Origin of the sequence: Lactobacillus taiwanensis DSM 21401, assembly GCF_001436695.1 — a bacterium.
GTDB classification, from domain to species: domain Bacteria; phylum Bacillota; class Bacilli; order Lactobacillales; family Lactobacillaceae; genus Lactobacillus; species Lactobacillus taiwanensis.
The window spans coordinates 102,481-117,895 of record NZ_AYZG01000001.1 but is presented as its reverse complement, the minus strand read 5'-3'; the positions used below and the strand labels follow the sequence as shown (position 1 = coordinate 117,895).

Genomic DNA, 15,415 nt, shown 5'->3' with positions numbered 1-15,415 from the left:
ATTCATAGTTTTTTTGTTGATTATTAAATAATTTTCGAATTTGAAAAAAGCGAAATATCTTAATTTGCTTGTAAATTATTAAAGAGTGGCAGATGGTTACTAAATTGTTGATAATATTTTTCCTCATCAGTACTTTTGACTTTGACATTAGCAAATTCTGCTTGATGTAAATCGGACTCACTAATCTCAATTTGATCAGTAAAAGTTGCATTACCAATTAATTCAATCCAGTAGTAATGATTTTCGTGATGAACAATAGTTTGAACTTTTCCTCCAGGATTGTATACATCAATTTTTTGATTAAAAATGCCTTTCTTAGGATGTGTTAAACAAAAAGCTAAGGAACTTGCCGACATTCCTGTACCGCAAGCATTAGTAAAGCCAACACCGCGTTCATATGTACGAACAAACAACTGATTTTCACCAATAATTTGGACAAAATTAACATTAACCCCATCACTAAAATAAGGATTCTCATTGTTTAAATATTCGCCAACCTCTTTTAAAATATTACTTTCAATTTGTGCTTGATTCATAAAACTAATCAAGTGAGGGTTGGGAACAGCTAGCGATGTAAAACGCAATCCCGGATAAATCTCTGGTAAATATTGATCAATAATTCGATCATGACCCAAATTTTGAAAGGATAATGCTTCTTTATTAAATAAGACAGGTGAGATTTCAACGGCAAAAGCATGTACTCTTACCGCTAAATCATCATATTTTCGAACGCATAAATTAGAATTCATCGTATCAACTAAAAAACTATCTTGATGATATTTTTCTGATAGATAACGCGCTACCGTTCTAAGGCCATTACCACACATTGATGCCTCACTACCATCGGCATTAATTACCCGCATTTGCGCCAAAGCACCATCTCTAGTTGCCTTATTAATAACTAAAACGCCATCGGCTCCATTTAAAAGGCCATTTTGTGGATTGGTTATTTTTTTAGTTAATGCAATTAATTCTGATTCAGAAAGAGGAGTATTAAGTTCAGTTTGGTCAAGAATAAAGAAATGATTTTGAGAACCGTGAACCTTGTATAAAGTAGTCATGGGAAATCATCCTTTCTAGAAAAATTGCTTATAAATAGTTTTAACAACTTGATCGGCTTCTTCTTTTTTAGTACCAATCATAATTGAAATTTGAGAAGCCCCTTGATTAATCATTTGTGGAGAAATGTTTTGCTCATTAAGTGCAGAAAGAATTTGCGCACTAATGCTCTCTTGATATTTCATACCTTCTCCAACGACCATGATAATAGCGTAGTCATCAATCCATTCTAGTTGATCAGGATTAATTAAAGATTGAATTTCATTGCAAATTAAATCAATTAGTTGATCATTTAAAAATTGACGATTGAAAATAATAGTAATGTCATCAATTCCAGAAGGCATGTGTTCATATGGAATATTGTGTTTATAAAGTATTTGCAAAATTCGTAACGTAAAGCCAGCTTCTTTATTGAGTAAGTATTTATGCAAGTAAAGAGCAGAGAAGTGTTTTTGGCTGGCTACGCCCGTCACTGGATTAGTCGGTTTAAATTTTTGATTAGGAACAATTAAAGTGCCTGCATTTTTAGGGTCGTTAGTATTTTTTACGTTAATTGGAATTTTTCCTTCAATTGCAGGAATTAGAGCTTCATCATGAAAAACCGAAAATCCAGCATACGATAATTCTCGCATTTCACGGTAAGTCATTTGTTTAATTGAATCGGGATGTTCAATAATGCTAGGATTAGCTGCAAATATTCCATTAACATCAGTGAAATTCTCGTATAGATCAGCATGTAATCCGCGTGCTAAGATTGCCCCTGTAATGTCAGATCCACCTCGAGAAAAAGTTGCAATATGTCCCGAAGGAGTCATTCCAAAAAATCCAGGAAAGACTATATATTCTTCTGAAGATAACTCAACTTTAGCAAGATTGATATAGGTTTCAGGACTGACAATAGCATCGTTTGGTTCGCCAGTTACAGTTAGGCCGACATCAAAAGGATCGAGAAATTTAGCTTTTAGCCCCTTTTTGTTTAGGATCATTGTAATCAAACGAGCGTTCAAGCGTTCACCATGAGCTTTGAAAGCAGCAATAAGATAATCATCAGTTGGATAAATTTGTGTTGGTAAGGATAATAAAGCATTTTTAAGTTGCTCAAGTTCTTTATCTTCAACTTGAAAATATTTACCAATATCTTGATAACGACTAAAAATCTCATCTACGATTTGTTTGAAATCCTCATGATTAAGAACTTTTTTAGCATATTTGATTAAAAGATCGGTAACTTTGGTATCGGAGTTTTTTCTTTTACCTGGTGCGGAGACTACCATTACTTGCCGACTAGGATCGGCTAAAATAATATTAATTGCTTGATTGACGCTCTTTCCGGTAGCTAGTGAACTGCCACCAAATTTTACTACTTTCACATTACTACTTCCTTTAGATTTATTTAAAACTATTTTTGATAGCTTTAGTTAAAATATTTTAATTGCAAGTTTAACATTATTTTTAAAACTTGCAATTAAAATTAAAGATTCATGTAAAAGCTTGACTGTTTTTTTAATAAAATATACAATTTAATTAAATTCGAAGAGGCGCAACTGACAATAGTAGCAATTATGAGTTTGGCAAAACTATGATTAATTGTGAAAGGGAAAGTTGCCGAAGTGATAATATCTTGCCGAAATATTATTTGCTGGGTTGTAGTTTAAGAGACTGCAAACTGTCGCGAAAATCAAAATTCGCGGAGCGCTATCGATCATAAGATTAAAAGCTTTTTTAGTCCATTGTTTGTTCAGCGCAAACAATGGACTTTTTTGTTAGCGCTTCTACTTTTTTAGAAATGTAGGTAGAAAGATGAACTCGCAAGTAACAAATCAAATTAATCAAGTAGGTCATTTAACTATTGGTGGTGTAGATAGTATAGATTTAGCTAGAGAATACGGGACACCACTTGTTGTGTACGATGTTAATCAAATTCGTCATCAAATTAGAGCTTTTAAGAAAGTTTTTGAAGAAGAACAAGTTGATTATGCTGTGAGCTATGCCAGCAAAGCCTTTGCGGCAATTGCAATGTATCAAGTAGCAAGTGAAGAAGGTGCATCTACGGATGTTGTATCTGCTGGAGAACTTTATACAGCACTAAAGGCTGGCTTTCCAATGGAGCGTGTTAGTTTTCATGGCAATAATAAGTCTAAAGCAGAATTAGAAATGGCCGTAAAAAAACATGTGGGCAAGATTATGATTGATAATTTTTATGAGATTGACTTACTTAATGAAGTGCTAGAAAAAAATAATAGTGAGATTAATGTCATGCTTAGAGTTACGCCAGGAATTTCAGCTCATACTCATGAATATGACCAAACCGGTCAAGTTGATAGCAAATTTGGTTTTGACATTGAATCTGGTCAAGCAGATTTGGCCTTAGAAAAAGTTTTAGCTAATCCGCGAATGCACATGCTTGGATTACATGCTCATATTGGTTCACAAATTTTTGAGTTGAATGGCTTTGAAATGGCAGCGGCCAAGCTAATCGAAATTGCAGTTTCTTGGCGTAAGAACCATGACTATACTGCTCAAGTTATTAATGTGGGTGGCGGTTTTGGGATTAAATATGTTGCTGAAGATCATCCATTAAAGCCAGAAGAATTTGTTAAAGCAATCATTAAAACAATTAAAAGTGAAGCTGCTAAAAATAATTTTCCAATTCCTGAGATTGATATTGAACCCGGACGTTCAATTGTTGGTCCGGCTGGATACAATTTATATACAGTAGGCAGTAGGAAAGATGTTCCTGGTCTTATTCCTTATTTAGCAGTTGATGGAGGAATGGGCGACAATATTCGTCCTGCACTTTATCAAGCAAAATATGAAGCTATTTTAGCTAATGATCCTAGAAAAAAGACTATTCAAAAGGTTCACCTTGCTGGTAAATATTGTGAGTCTGGAGATATTTTGGCTGATGCAGAACTTCCAGATGTAAAGCCAGGAGATATTTTAGCGATGCTAGATACAGGTGCTTATGGTTATTCAATGGCTTCAAATTATAATCGAAATCCTCGACCAGCAGTTGTATTTGCTGAAAATGGTCAGGCTCAAGTTGTAATTAAACGTGAGTCTTTAGTAGATCTAGTTCATTTAGACCAAAGCTATAATGTTTAATTTAGAAAAGAGATTAATATGACAAAATTAGATGCACAAAGTATTATCAACTACATCGGCAATGCCCCTAAAAAGACCCCTGTTAAGGTATATCTTAAAGGACAATTAAGTGAAATTAAATTTCCTGAAGATATTCAAACATTTGTTGAAGATCATAGTGGTGTGATTTTTGGAGACTGGAAAATGGTTAAGACAGTCTTAGATAATAATAAAGATAAAATAGTCGACTATGTGATTGAAAATGATGCTAGAAATTCCGCTGTTCCCTTGCTTGATTTGAAAAAGTTTAATGCTCGCATTGAACCAGGAGCAATTATTCGTGATCAAGTTGAAATTGGTGCAAATGCAGTCATTATGATGGGTGCCATTATCAATATTGGTGCTGAAATTGGTGATAACTCAATGATTGATATGGGTGCTGTTTTAGGCGGACGTGCAATTGTTGGTAAGCACTGTCATATAGGTGCAAATGCCGTGCTTGCGGGTGTAATTGAACCAGCTTCAGCTCAACCAGTCAGAATTGACGATAATGTTTTAATTGGCGCAAACGCTGTTGTAATTGAAGGCGTTCATGTGGGTGAAGGTTCAGTAATTGCAGCTGGTGCAATTGTAACGCATGATGTTGCTCCTCATACAATGGTGGCCGGAGTGCCTGCTAAGTTTATTAAAAATATTGACGAAAAGACTAAAAGTAAAACGGGCCTTGAAGATAATTTAAGAAAGATATAAAGATGATTTTAAGTGAAGCAGAATTAATTGAAATTAGACGGCATTTACATCAAATTCCTGAACTTGCGCTAAAAGAATTTCAAACTCATGATTATCTTTTAAGTATTATTGATCAATTAAAACAAGACTATTTAGAAATAGAGATTCCCCAAAAATTACCAACGGCAATATTAGTCTTGGTTAAAGGAAGTAATCCTAAGCGAACAATTGGTTATCGTACAGATATTGATGCTTTACCAGTAACTGAAAAAACAGGCCTATCGTATTCCTCAAAACATTCAAATATAATGCATGCTTGTGGACATGATATTCATATGACAGTTGCCTTAGGACTTTTGAGTTATTTTAGTGAAAATCAGCCTAAAGATAATTTATTGTTCTTTTTTCAGCCAGCTGAAGAAAGTGAGAGTGGCGGTAAAAAGGCTTATGAACTAGGAATCTTTCATGATCAATTTAAACCTGATGAATTCTATGGCTTGCATGATAATCCTAATTTACCAGCGGGCGCAATTGGCTGTCGGCTAGGAACTTTATTTGCTGGAACAACAGAAGTTAATATTGATGTAAATGGTAAAAGTGGACATGCTGCTTTTCCACAAAATGCTAATGATACCGTAGTAGCAAGTGCTAGTTTAATTATGCAAATCCAGACAATTATTTCGCGTAGTATTGATCCTATTCAAAGTGGTGTTATCACTTTGGGTAAGGTTGAAGCAGGAACGATTCGAAATGTAATTGCAGGTCATACACGTATTGAGGGCACTATTCGGGGTCTAACTCAAAAAATGATTCTAGAAATTGATGATCGTTTAAGAGATGTATGTCAGGGAATTGCTCGCAGCTACAATATGGAAGTAAAGTTGGAATTAAATCAAGGCGGTTATTGGCCAGTTGAGAACGATCCTGAATTAACTAAAAAGTTTATTTCATATATGAAAAATAATCCTGAAGTTAAATACATTGAGACTCCACCAGCAATGACAGGAGAAGATTTTGGCTTTTTATTGGCTAAGTTTCCAGGCGTAATGTTTTGGCTGGGAGTAGAAGATGATTCAGAACTTCATTCAGCTACTTTAACACCTAATGAAAAGAGCATTATGCGCGGAGTTGACGCAGTTAAGAGATTTTTGATTGATAGAATGGAGAATTAAAAATGATAGGATTAAGGGATGCTGATTTGTTAACGGCTATTGTGACACCATTTGGTGAAAATAAAAAAATTAATTTTGATAGCTTGAAAAAGTTAACCAATTATTTAATTAATCAAGGTACTAATGGTTTTGTCATTGGTGGTACGACAGGTGAAACACCTGAATTGTCTCATGACGAAAAAATTGAACTTTACACAAAGTTTGGTGAAATTGTTAATGGACGAGTACCAGTGATTGCTGGGACTGGAAGTAATAATACAGCTGAAACAGTTGCTTTTACCAATGAAGTGGCTAAAATTAAGGGAATAGACTATGCCTTGATCGTGGTACCGCCATATAACAAACCTAATCAACGTAGTATGGTAGCTCACTTTACGGCAGTAGCGGAAAATGTAAATCTACCAATTTTAATTTACAATATCCCTGGTCGGACTGGTGTAAAGATGAATCAAGAAACGATTGTACAACTTTCTCATGTAGAAAATATTAAGGGAATTAAGCAATGTGCAAGTTTAGAAGAATTGGAATATATTATTGACCACAAAGATAGTGACTTCCAAGTCTTTACTGGTGAAGATAGTCAAGCTTTAACTGCTCGATTGCTTGGGGCTAATGGGGTTGTTTCAGTTGCTTCTCATATTTATTCAAAACAAATGAGAAAAATGTACGATAATCTATATGCAGGTAATTACCCTGAAGCTGCTCGATTACAACGCTGGCTTACACCAAAAATGGCAGCTCTTTTTATGTATCCATCACCGTCGCCAGTTAAAGCAGTATTAAATGCGCAAGGATTTAATACTGGAGATTGCCGTTTACCATTAGTTAGTTTAAATAATGAAGAAAAAGTTATCCTTGCTCAAAAATTAGGGTTAAGTGATGATGCATTGATGAATAAATTAGCACTGGATTTAGGAAAAGAAGTTGAAAAAGATGACTAAAAAAGTATTAATTGCAGGTTTTACCGGCGCAATGGGACAAAAAGCCGTTAATTTGGTAAATAAAATGGATGATTTTGAAATCGTAGCAGGTCTTAGTCCGATAGCAAAAAATGATCCAGAAAAATATTCTCTACCAAAAGCTGCTCAAATTTTTAAACAGATAAGTGAAATTCCAGAAGACATAGCTGATATTTGGATTGATTTTACAACACCGACTGCAGTATATGAAAATGTTAAATTTGCGCTAAACCATCATATTTCGCCGGTTGTTGGTACTACCGGGTTAAGTGATGATCAAGAAACAGAATTACTTGCTTTATCTAGAAAAGAGCAAGTAGGCGGGTTAATTGCGCCTAACTTTGGAATGTCAGCAGTTTTATTGATGAAATTTGCTAAAGAAGCAGCAAAATACTTTCCAGATGTGGAAATTATTGAAATGCATCATGCAGATAAAAAAGATGCTCCGTCCGGTACTGCCTTAAGTACCGCAAAGTTAATTGCAGAAAATCGTCCTGAACATGAAACAGCTCCTGATGAAGTTGAAAGTTTAAAAAATGTTCGCGGTGGTGATTATCAAGGAATTAAGATTCATTCAGTGCGCTTACCAGGATATATTGCTCATGAACAAGTATTGTTTGGAGGAAATGGTGAAGCTTTAACGATCAGACAAGATTCTTTCGACCGTGAATCATTTATGAGTGGGGTAAAAGTTGCTCTTGAAAAGGTATCAGCTTTGAATGAACTGGTAATTGGGTTAGAGAATATTTTATAGATTGTGAGGACTAAAATGCCAGAATTAGCTAATGATCTTCATTTTAGTGAAAAAGTTCAGAATTTAAAGCCATCAGGAATTAGAATTTTTGATAATAAAGTTTCAAAAATCCCAGGTATTATTAAGTTAACTTTGGGTGAGCCAGATTTAAATACGCCAGAACACGTGAAACAAGCCGCAATTGAAAGTATTAAAAATAATGATTCACATTATGCTCCTCAAAAAGGAAAAAGGGAGCTTTTGGAAGCTATCAGTAATTTTTTAGCGCAAAAAATTCAAGTTAAATATGATCCCGAAAGTGAGATTGTAGCAACAGTTGGAGCTACTGAAGCAATTAATGCAGCTATTTTTACTCTGCTTAATCCCGAAGATAAAATTTTAGTACCAACACCAGTCTTTTCTTTATATTGGCCTGTTGCCAACTTGGCAGGCGTGCAATATTCACTTGTAAATACTGCTGTCGATAATTTTAAATTGACGGCTGAAAAATTAGAAACGACCCTTAAAACAGAGCCTAATATAAAAGCGATTATCTTGAATTATCCTACTAACCCCACTGGAGTTGAATATACAAAGGAAGAAATTAAACAGCTAGCTCAGATTATTAGAAAATATCATCTCTATGTAATTACCGATGAAATCTATAGTTCTTTAACCTACGGCGTTGATCATTATTCAATTGCTACTGAAATTCCTGAGCGTGCTTTATATATTTCAGGTTTATCAAAATCTCATGCAATGACTGGTTATCGTTTAGGTTATATTGCTGGCCCTAAAAAGGTAATGGAACAAGTAAGTAAAGTTCATGGATTGATGGTAACTACAACAACTGATTCTTCTCAAGCTGCCGCTATTGAAGCATTAAATAATGGATACGAAGACGTTGAAAAATATCGAAAAATTTATGAAAAAAGACGTAAATTTGTATTTAATGAACTAACCAATCTCGGTTTTGATGTTGTTAATCCACAGGGAGCGTTTTATATTTTTGCTAAAATTCCGGCAAAATATGGTAAAGATGATATGCAATTTGCACTTGATTTAGCTTTTAAGAAAAAAGTTGGAGTTACTCCTGGTAGTGCTTTTGGACCAGGTGGCGAAGGATATGTACGTTTATCATATGCTTCGTCAGATGATAGCTTACGTATTGCTATGAAAAGGATTAGCGAATTTTTGAAAGAGGATAATGAAGATGACTAAAGAATATAATGTTGCGATTTTAGGTGCTACGGGTGCTGTTGGTAGAAGAATGATTGAACAATTAGCTCAGTCAACGATTCCAGTTAAAAGCGTTAAATTGCTTGCTTCATCTAGATCAGCTGGAACAGTACTTAAATTTAGAGATCAAGAATTAACTGTTGAAGAAACTACTCCAGAATCTTTTGATGGAATAGACTTAGTTTTATCATCAGCTGGTGGTGGAGTTTCTAAAAAGTTCCTGCCAGAAGCAGTTAAACGTGGAGCGGTTTGTGTTGATAATACTAGTGCTTTTAGAATGGATGAAGATGTACCATTAGTAGTACCAGAAGTTAATCCAGAAGCCTTAAAAAATCACCATGGCATTATTGCTAATCCTAACTGTTCAACTATTCAAATGGTAATGGCACTTGAACCAGTACGTAGAAAGTTTGGCTTGAAACAAATCATTGTTTCTACTTATCAAGCAGCTTCTGGTGCTGGACAAGCTGCAATTGAAGAATTAAAAAGGGAAACTCAGGACTATTTGGATGGTAAAGATATGCAAAACGGTGCAAAAATTTTACCAACTAAAGGTGATAAAAAACATTATCCTTTAGCATTTAACTTGTTACCACAAATTGATGTTTTAGAAGATAATGGTTATTCTCATGAAGAATGGAAAATGATTCATGAAACTAAGAAGATTATGCTTAATGACATAAATTCGCAAGATATTAAGGTGACTGCTACTTGTGTTCGTGTTCCAGTACCGATTGCACATGGAGAAAGTGTTTACTTTACAGTGGAAGATGAAGCTGCTACTGCGCAAGATATTATGAATGCAATTGCAGATTTTCCAGGGGTTGTTTTGCAAGATGATATTAAGAATCAAATATATCCACAGCCGATTACTGCGGAAGGGTCACGTGATACATTTGTTGGCCGGATAAGACCTGACTATGAAAATAAGGGTGCTTTTAATATGTGGGTAGTTGCGGACAACTTGTTGAAAGGCGCTGCATGGAATACTGTTGAAAATGCAGAATATTTGGTAAAAATGAACTTAGTATAAACTAAAATAGCAATAAAAAAGATTCGAGGATATTTTCTCGAATCTTTTTATTTATAGATATACATCCTAGAGGGGATGTTAAGACTTTGTTAATTAATGTTGTATTTCAATCTTTTCTGGTGCAGCAGGGATATGTTGTTCTTCTAAACCGGATTTTCCTTTAAATAATAGGTTGAGGATAGTAGCACTTAAACTAGCTACAACAATACCATTTCCAAGGAGTAACTGAACAGTTTCAGGTAAAGCTTGGAAAACGTGTGGATAAACAGTAACGCCTAAGCCGAGGCCAATTGAAATAGCAACGATTAAAATATTGCGAGTATCCTCAAAATCAACGCGTTTAAGCATCCGCATCCCTTGAACGGCAATCATAGTAAACATTACTAACATTGCTCCGCCCAAAACAGAGTTTGGAATAATAGTTACTAAGGCACCAAATTTTGGCAATAATCCCATTAACATTAAAAAGCCTGATGCCCAGTAAATAGGTCTTTTAGTAGTGATACCTGATAATTCAAGTAAACCAACATTTTGTGAAAAAGTAGTGTAGGGGAATGTGTTAAAGATTCCACCAAGGATCTGTGCGAGCCCTTCAGCACGATAACCTTTTTTGAGGTCATCGCTTGTGATATCTTTGTGGAGTAAATCACCAATAGCAAAGAATACTCCAGTAGATTCAACCATTGAAACGAGAGCAATAATGATCATTGTTAAACTAGATGACCACTCGAACTGTGGCATTCCAAAGTAAAAAGGTTGAGGTAAGTGGAACCAAGAAGCTTGAGCAACTGGAGTAAGTGAAACCATACCAAGAGTGCTGGCAATTAGGGTTCCTACAATTAACCCCACTAAAACAGCGATGGATTTGATAAATCCTTTTCCCCAAACTTGAAGGGCAAGAATAATTGCTACAGTTATAAAGCCAGTTAAAAGATTTTTAGGATCACCGAAATTTTTAGCTGCAGAATTACCGCCACCAAGATTTTGAATAGAAACTGGAATTAAGGAAAGCCCGATAACTGTGATTAAACTTCCTGTTACAACGGGCGGAAAGAGTTTCTTTATTTTTGAAAAATAACCAGCAACTAAAAATACGAAAATACCGGCTACAGTAATAGCACCGTACATTGTGCCGATAGTAAATTTTTTACCAATCATTTGAAGAGGAGCAACTGCTTGAATTGCACATCCTAAGACAACTGGCAAGCCAATTCCAAAATAACGGTTACGGAAGAGCTGTAGCGCAGTGGCTAAACCACACATGAAAATATCAATTGAAACTAGATAAGTCATTTGTGTGGAGTTGAATTTTAAAGCTGTCCCAATTAAAAGAGGAACTGCAATCGCTCCTGAGTACATTGCTAATAAGTGCTGCAAACCTAATAGAGCTGCTTTTTTGTGGTTAACTTGCATATGCTTCATTTATTATTCTCCTACAAAATGCACTTGATTATTCTCAAAGGTGGCAATTCTAGCTAAGGCTTCAAGACGATAACCATGTTCTTTAACCCAGTCACTACCACCTTGGAACTCTTTAGCTACCACTACGCCGACACCTGTTACAGATGCATCTGCTTGTTTGGCAATATTAAGCATTCCCTTAACAGCTTCACCATGTGCTAAGAAATCGTCAATAATTAATAAATGGTCATCACTACTTAAAAATTTCTTTTCAACACAAATTTTGTTATTAACTTTTTTGGTATAAGAAAATACGTCTGCCCAATAAACAGCATCGTTGAGAGTAGATGGCTTTTTCTTTCTTGCAAAAACCATTGGAACACCCAATTGATAAGCTGCCATGATACCAGGTGCAATTCCTGAAGCTTCGCAAGTAAGAACTTTAGTGATCTTTTCATTTTCAAATAAACGCTTAAATTCTTTGCCTACTTGCATCATAAGTTCTGGATCGACTTGATGATTAAGAAAAGAGTTAATTTTTAAAACGCTTTCATACAATACCTCTCCATCTTTGCGAATCCGTTCCTCAAGTAATTTCAATTTATTCCTCCTGCATAAAAAAAGACCCCTTCTACCCGTGAATTAGGGTAAAAGAAGTCCTTTGTACTGCTACTTATGACATCGATTACCTATAGTCCAGAATTAATTGGTTCCGGGTAGAAACTGTCGACCTTATTACGACGATATATAGATATTTTGATATTTAGAGTGTAGCAGAATCATTTTCCGAACACAAGTAGCTTTTTAGAAGCTGCTACTCTGAAATTGCCTTTTTCTTTTTTAAAGATAAAATTGCTTCGAAAATTCCATATGCCACGCCTGCGAGTGGCCAAATAACCCAGCTTTGTTGCCAGTTATTGCTCAAAAAGCTGTAGGCTAGGTAGATAAAAGCAATTATCATCCAATAAATGCTTGCATATTTTTCAATGATTTTTTTGCCAGCTTTTTTCTCTGTAGTATAATCATCTATTTGCAAAATAATATTAAAACTATCGTGAACAATATTAGTTTTAACCAAGAAAAAGACACCAATACCAACAAGAAAAATTGTAATTGAAGAAAGGCCAGTCATAAAATCATCTAATCGACTATTGGAGAGAGCATCAGTGAATAAAGCACCACTCATAAGAGGAATAGCAGACAGAATACAAAAAGCGATACCAATAATTTTAAAGATGCAGTGTTTGTTTTCGTAATCTCTACTTTCCTTGAGAATTTTTTTATGCAATTCCTCGGAAAGATTACAATCTTCATATTCATAATTTTCGTTTACTTTTAGCCAGTAATTACCGGCAATAAAGCAGGCAGTAGCGATGGCAACGAGAACTAGTATAGCAATTACTCCAATTCCGGTTGCAAAGTTGATGGATGAAGTTAGAGTACCTAATTTGGTTAGACTGATTAAAAGCAATAAAGTGATCGGTGAAAAAATACAAAGCATCACTCCAGTAGCAATAAAAGTTGAGCTACGTTTTCTTGCAGTTAAGAATTCTTGAACAGAAGACTGAGATAGATAATCTCTTTCAGACATAAAAGTCACCTCTTTTGTATATAAAGCTGAAGTAATATAGTTTTACTTTAATTTTATATAACAGACTATGAGAACGATATTTTAATGCTTGTGAAATTAAATTATAAATTAATGATTGACCAATTGAATTTTTCTTAGTAAAGTTTCTAGTAAATAAGGATGAATTATTTTTTAGAAGGAGAAAATTGTGTCTAAGACTAATCTAAACGATTTTGACAAGATTATTGTTCTTGATTTTGGTAGTCAATATAACCAATTGATTACTCGTCGAATCCGTGACTTTGGTATTTATTCAGAACTTTTACCACATGATTTAAGCATTGATAAGATCAAGAAAATGAATCCAAAGGGAATCATTTTTTCTGGTGGACCAAACAGTGTTTATGATGATGGTGCATTAAAAGTTGATCCTGAAATTTTTAAGCTTGGCATTCCAATTTTGGGTATTTGTTACGGGATGCAATTAATGAGTTATGACCTAGGTGGCAACGTTGAAAAAGCTGATAATTCAGAATATGGTCGTGCTGATATTGAAGTAACGGATTCCGATGCAGTGTTATTTGAAGGTTTGCCTAAAGAACAATACGTTTGGATGAGTCATGGAGATTTAGTAACTAAGGCTCCAGAAGGTTTTACGGTTACTGCAAAGAGTAAGAATTGTCCAATTTCTGCAATAGCCAATGATGAAAAGAAATTCTATGGTATTCAATTTCATGCTGAAGTTCGTAATTCAGAATATGGTTTAGATATTTTAAAGAACTTCGCTTTTAAAGTTTGTGGTGCGAAAGCTAACTGGACTATGGATGACTTTATTGATATGCAAGTTGACGAAATTCGTCAAAAAGTTGGCGATAAGAAAGTTATCTTGGGACTTTCTGGTGGGGTAGATTCAAGTGTTACGGCAACTCTACTCCATAAAGCAATTGGGGATCAGTTAACTGCAATCTTTGTTGATCACGGGATGCTTCGTAAAGATGAAGGCGATCAAGTAATGAAAGCTTTGAATAAGGATCTTGGAGTTAACATTATTCGCGTTAACGCACAAGAACGTTTCTTGAACGAACTCAAGGGAGTAACTGATCCTGAACAAAAGCGTAAGATCATTGGTAAGGAATTTATTGAGGTCTTCAATGAAGAAGCTAAGAAGTTAAAGGATGTTGATTTCTTAGCTCAAGGTACTTTATATACGGATGTCATTGAGTCAGGTACTAATACTGCACAAACAATCAAATCTCACCACAATGTTGGTGGACTTCCTAAAGACATGCATTTTGAATTGATTGAGCCACTTCGTAAGCTTTTCAAGGATGAAGTTCGCGTTCTTGGCGAAAAATTAGGCATTCCGCATGATTTAGTATGGCGTCAACCATTCCCAGGACCAGGTCTTGGAATTCGCGTTCTTGGCGAAGTTACTGAGGATAAGCTTAAGATTGTGCGCGAAAGTGATGCAATTTTACGTGATGAAATTAAAAAAGCAGGACTTCAAGAAGATGTTTGGCAATATTTCACTGTTCTTCCAGGTATTCGTTCAGTTGGTGTTATGGGGGATGGCCGTACTTATGACTACACGATTGGTATTCGTGCCGTAACTTCAATTGATGGAATGACTGCTGATTTTGCTAAATTACCATGGGAGGTATTAAGCAAGATTTCTACTAGAATCGTAGATGAATGTGACCACATCAACCGCGTAGTCTACGATATTACCAGTAAGCCACCTTCCACTATTGAATGGGAATAAGTAGACAATGTAATTTGAATGGTAAACCTTGATTTAAAAGCATTTAAAGGAATGAAACCAGCTCAAAAATAATAAAAAAAGATAAGGTTGTATGTCAAAATGTATGCCAAAAATATAAATAGGGATGCATGGTAAAACCTTTGTAATAGCAGTAATTGGAGAAGATGATATTTGATTCGAAGAAGTATCATGTTTGCCAAAGTATGCCAAAATAAGAAGCCTTTAGTATAAAAACTAAGGGCTTTTATTCATGTAATTGATTATACTTATTTCCCCATTTTTCCATTTCTAGAATTAATGGAGTAAGAGTTTTACCTAATGATGTTAATTGATAACTGGTTTTAGGCGGCACGGTTGGAAAGATCGTTTTAGCAATAATTTGATCGTTTTCTAATTCTTTTAATTGCAGTGATAACATTCGTCTTGAACAATTAGGCATCAACTTCTGCAATTCATTGAAGCGACAGTTCTTTTCTTTGATTAAATGATAGATAATTACGCTTTTCCATTTGCCTGAGATAATTTGAAGTGTGCTTTCAACAGGACAACCTTCGGCACAATTATAAATATGATGTGGCATTCTCTCACCTCGATATAATAATTCATTTTAAATCTTTATATTGGATCGAGCTAGGGAAGAATTTGTTACTTAGTAAGAAAAAATTCACTTCTTG

Annotated in this window: 14 protein-coding genes and 2 riboswitches; of the genes, 8 read left to right on the top strand and 6 right to left on the bottom strand. The window is 34.9% G+C overall.

Annotated elements, in window-relative coordinates; genetic code table 11:
* Window positions 1-59: 59 nt before the first annotated feature.
* A complete protein-coding gene (gene dapF / locus FD18_RS00605; RefSeq protein WP_057718053.1) occupies window positions 60-1,061 on the bottom strand; it encodes a diaminopimelate epimerase in 1,002 nt (333 codons plus the stop codon).
* 15 nt (window positions 1,062-1,076) lie between these two features.
* Window positions 1,077-2,429: an aspartate kinase gene (locus FD18_RS00600; protein ID WP_057718052.1), complete on the bottom strand. Its 1,353-nt coding sequence runs from the start codon at window positions 2,427-2,429 to the stop codon at window positions 1,077-1,079.
* Between the two features lie 155 nt (window positions 2,430-2,584).
* A riboswitch (Lysine riboswitch) is annotated at window positions 2,585-2,766 on the top strand.
* 93 nt (window positions 2,767-2,859) lie between these two features.
* Here FD18_RS00600 and lysA point away from each other — a divergent pair.
* Genes lysA through FD18_RS00565 form a run of 7 tightly spaced genes read left to right on the top strand, consistent with a single transcriptional unit; the run spans window position 2,860 to window position 10,008 of the window.
* The gene (gene lysA / locus FD18_RS00595) at window positions 2,860-4,164 is read left to right on the top strand and encodes a diaminopimelate decarboxylase (protein WP_057718051.1); all 1,305 of its coding nucleotides are present in this window, start codon (window positions 2,860-2,862) and stop codon (window positions 4,162-4,164) included.
* An 18-nt stretch (window positions 4,165-4,182) separates the two neighbouring features.
* Entirely contained in the window at window positions 4,183-4,893 is a 711-nt protein-coding gene (gene dapD / locus FD18_RS00590; RefSeq protein WP_057718050.1) for a 2,3,4,5-tetrahydropyridine-2,6-dicarboxylate N-acetyltransferase, read from the top strand.
* Between the two features lie 2 nt (window positions 4,894-4,895).
* Window positions 4,896-6,044: an N-acetyldiaminopimelate deacetylase gene (locus FD18_RS00585; protein ID WP_057718049.1), complete on the top strand. Its 1,149-nt coding sequence runs from the start codon at window positions 4,896-4,898 to the stop codon at window positions 6,042-6,044.
* 2 nt (window positions 6,045-6,046) lie between these two features.
* Window positions 6,047-6,985: a 4-hydroxy-tetrahydrodipicolinate synthase gene (gene dapA / locus FD18_RS00580; protein ID WP_057718048.1), complete on the top strand. Its 939-nt coding sequence runs from the start codon at window positions 6,047-6,049 to the stop codon at window positions 6,983-6,985.
* Entirely contained in the window at window positions 6,978-7,757 is a 780-nt protein-coding gene (gene dapB, locus FD18_RS00575; protein ID WP_057718047.1) for a 4-hydroxy-tetrahydrodipicolinate reductase, read from the top strand. The genes dapA and dapB overlap by 8 nt, the downstream gene beginning before the upstream one ends.
* 15 nt (window positions 7,758-7,772) lie before the next feature.
* The gene (locus tag FD18_RS00570; protein ID WP_057718046.1) at window positions 7,773-8,957 is read left to right on the top strand and encodes an aminotransferase class I/II-fold pyridoxal phosphate-dependent enzyme; all 1,185 of its coding nucleotides are present in this window, start codon (window positions 7,773-7,775) and stop codon (window positions 8,955-8,957) included.
* Entirely contained in the window at window positions 8,950-10,008 is a 1,059-nt protein-coding gene (locus tag FD18_RS00565; protein ID WP_057718045.1) for an aspartate-semialdehyde dehydrogenase, read from the top strand. Before FD18_RS00570 ends, FD18_RS00565 begins: the two co-directional genes overlap by 8 nt.
* Before the next feature lie 93 nt (window positions 10,009-10,101).
* On the opposite strand, the gene FD18_RS00560 is transcribed toward FD18_RS00565, so the two are convergent.
* From FD18_RS00560 to FD18_RS00550, 3 genes are all read right to left on the bottom strand, one after another.
* Window positions 10,102-11,430 (bottom strand): nucleobase:cation symporter-2 family protein, encoded by a 1,329-nt coding sequence (locus FD18_RS00560; RefSeq protein ID WP_057718044.1) that lies wholly within the window; start codon window positions 11,428-11,430, stop codon window positions 10,102-10,104.
* A gap of 3 nt (window positions 11,431-11,433) precedes the next feature.
* A complete protein-coding gene (locus tag FD18_RS00555; protein ID WP_057718043.1) occupies window positions 11,434-12,009 on the bottom strand; it encodes a xanthine phosphoribosyltransferase in 576 nt (191 codons plus the stop codon).
* Window positions 12,010-12,081: 72 nt separating this feature from the next.
* Window positions 12,082-12,180, bottom strand: a riboswitch (purine riboswitch).
* 43 nt (window positions 12,181-12,223) lie between these two features.
* Window positions 12,224-13,000, bottom strand: coding sequence for a hypothetical protein (locus FD18_RS00550; protein ID WP_057718042.1), 777 nt, complete (start codon window positions 12,998-13,000; stop codon window positions 12,224-12,226).
* A 187-nt stretch (window positions 13,001-13,187) separates the two neighbouring features.
* On the opposite strand from FD18_RS00550, the gene guaA reads away from it, so the two are divergent.
* On the top strand, window positions 13,188-14,741 hold the full coding sequence (gene guaA / locus FD18_RS00545) for a glutamine-hydrolyzing GMP synthase (protein ID WP_057718041.1): 1,554 nt from the start codon (window positions 13,188-13,190) through the stop codon (window positions 14,739-14,741).
* A gap of 244 nt (window positions 14,742-14,985) precedes the next feature.
* On the opposite strand, the gene FD18_RS00540 is transcribed toward guaA, so the two are convergent.
* Entirely contained in the window at window positions 14,986-15,321 is a 336-nt protein-coding gene (locus FD18_RS00540; protein ID WP_023599169.1) for a winged helix-turn-helix transcriptional regulator, read from the bottom strand.
* Window positions 15,322-15,415: the final 94 nt, after the last annotated feature.

Coding starts and splice junctions, on each gene's coding strand:
- dapF (WP_057718053.1), bottom strand. CDS start 1,061: ATGACTACTTTATACAAGGTTCACGGTTCTCAAAATCATTTCTTTATT.
- lysA (WP_057718051.1), top strand. CDS start 2,860: ATGAACTCGCAAGTAACAAATCAAATTAATCAAGTAGGTCATTTAACT.
- dapD (WP_057718050.1), top strand. CDS start 4,183: ATGACAAAATTAGATGCACAAAGTATTATCAACTACATCGGCAATGCC.
- FD18_RS00585 (WP_057718049.1), top strand. CDS start 4,896: ATGATTTTAAGTGAAGCAGAATTAATTGAAATTAGACGGCATTTACAT.
- dapA (WP_057718048.1), top strand. CDS start 6,047: ATGATAGGATTAAGGGATGCTGATTTGTTAACGGCTATTGTGACACCA.
- dapB (WP_057718047.1), top strand. CDS start 6,978: ATGACTAAAAAAGTATTAATTGCAGGTTTTACCGGCGCAATGGGACAA.
- FD18_RS00570 (WP_057718046.1), top strand. CDS start 7,773: ATGCCAGAATTAGCTAATGATCTTCATTTTAGTGAAAAAGTTCAGAAT.
- FD18_RS00565 (WP_057718045.1), top strand. CDS start 8,950: ATGACTAAAGAATATAATGTTGCGATTTTAGGTGCTACGGGTGCTGTT.
- FD18_RS00560 (WP_057718044.1), bottom strand. CDS start 11,430: ATGAAGCATATGCAAGTTAACCACAAAAAAGCAGCTCTATTAGGTTTG.
- FD18_RS00550 (WP_057718042.1), bottom strand. CDS start 13,000: ATGTCTGAAAGAGATTATCTATCTCAGTCTTCTGTTCAAGAATTCTTA.
- FD18_RS00540 (WP_023599169.1), bottom strand. CDS start 15,321: ATGCCACATCATATTTATAATTGTGCCGAAGGTTGTCCTGTTGAAAGC.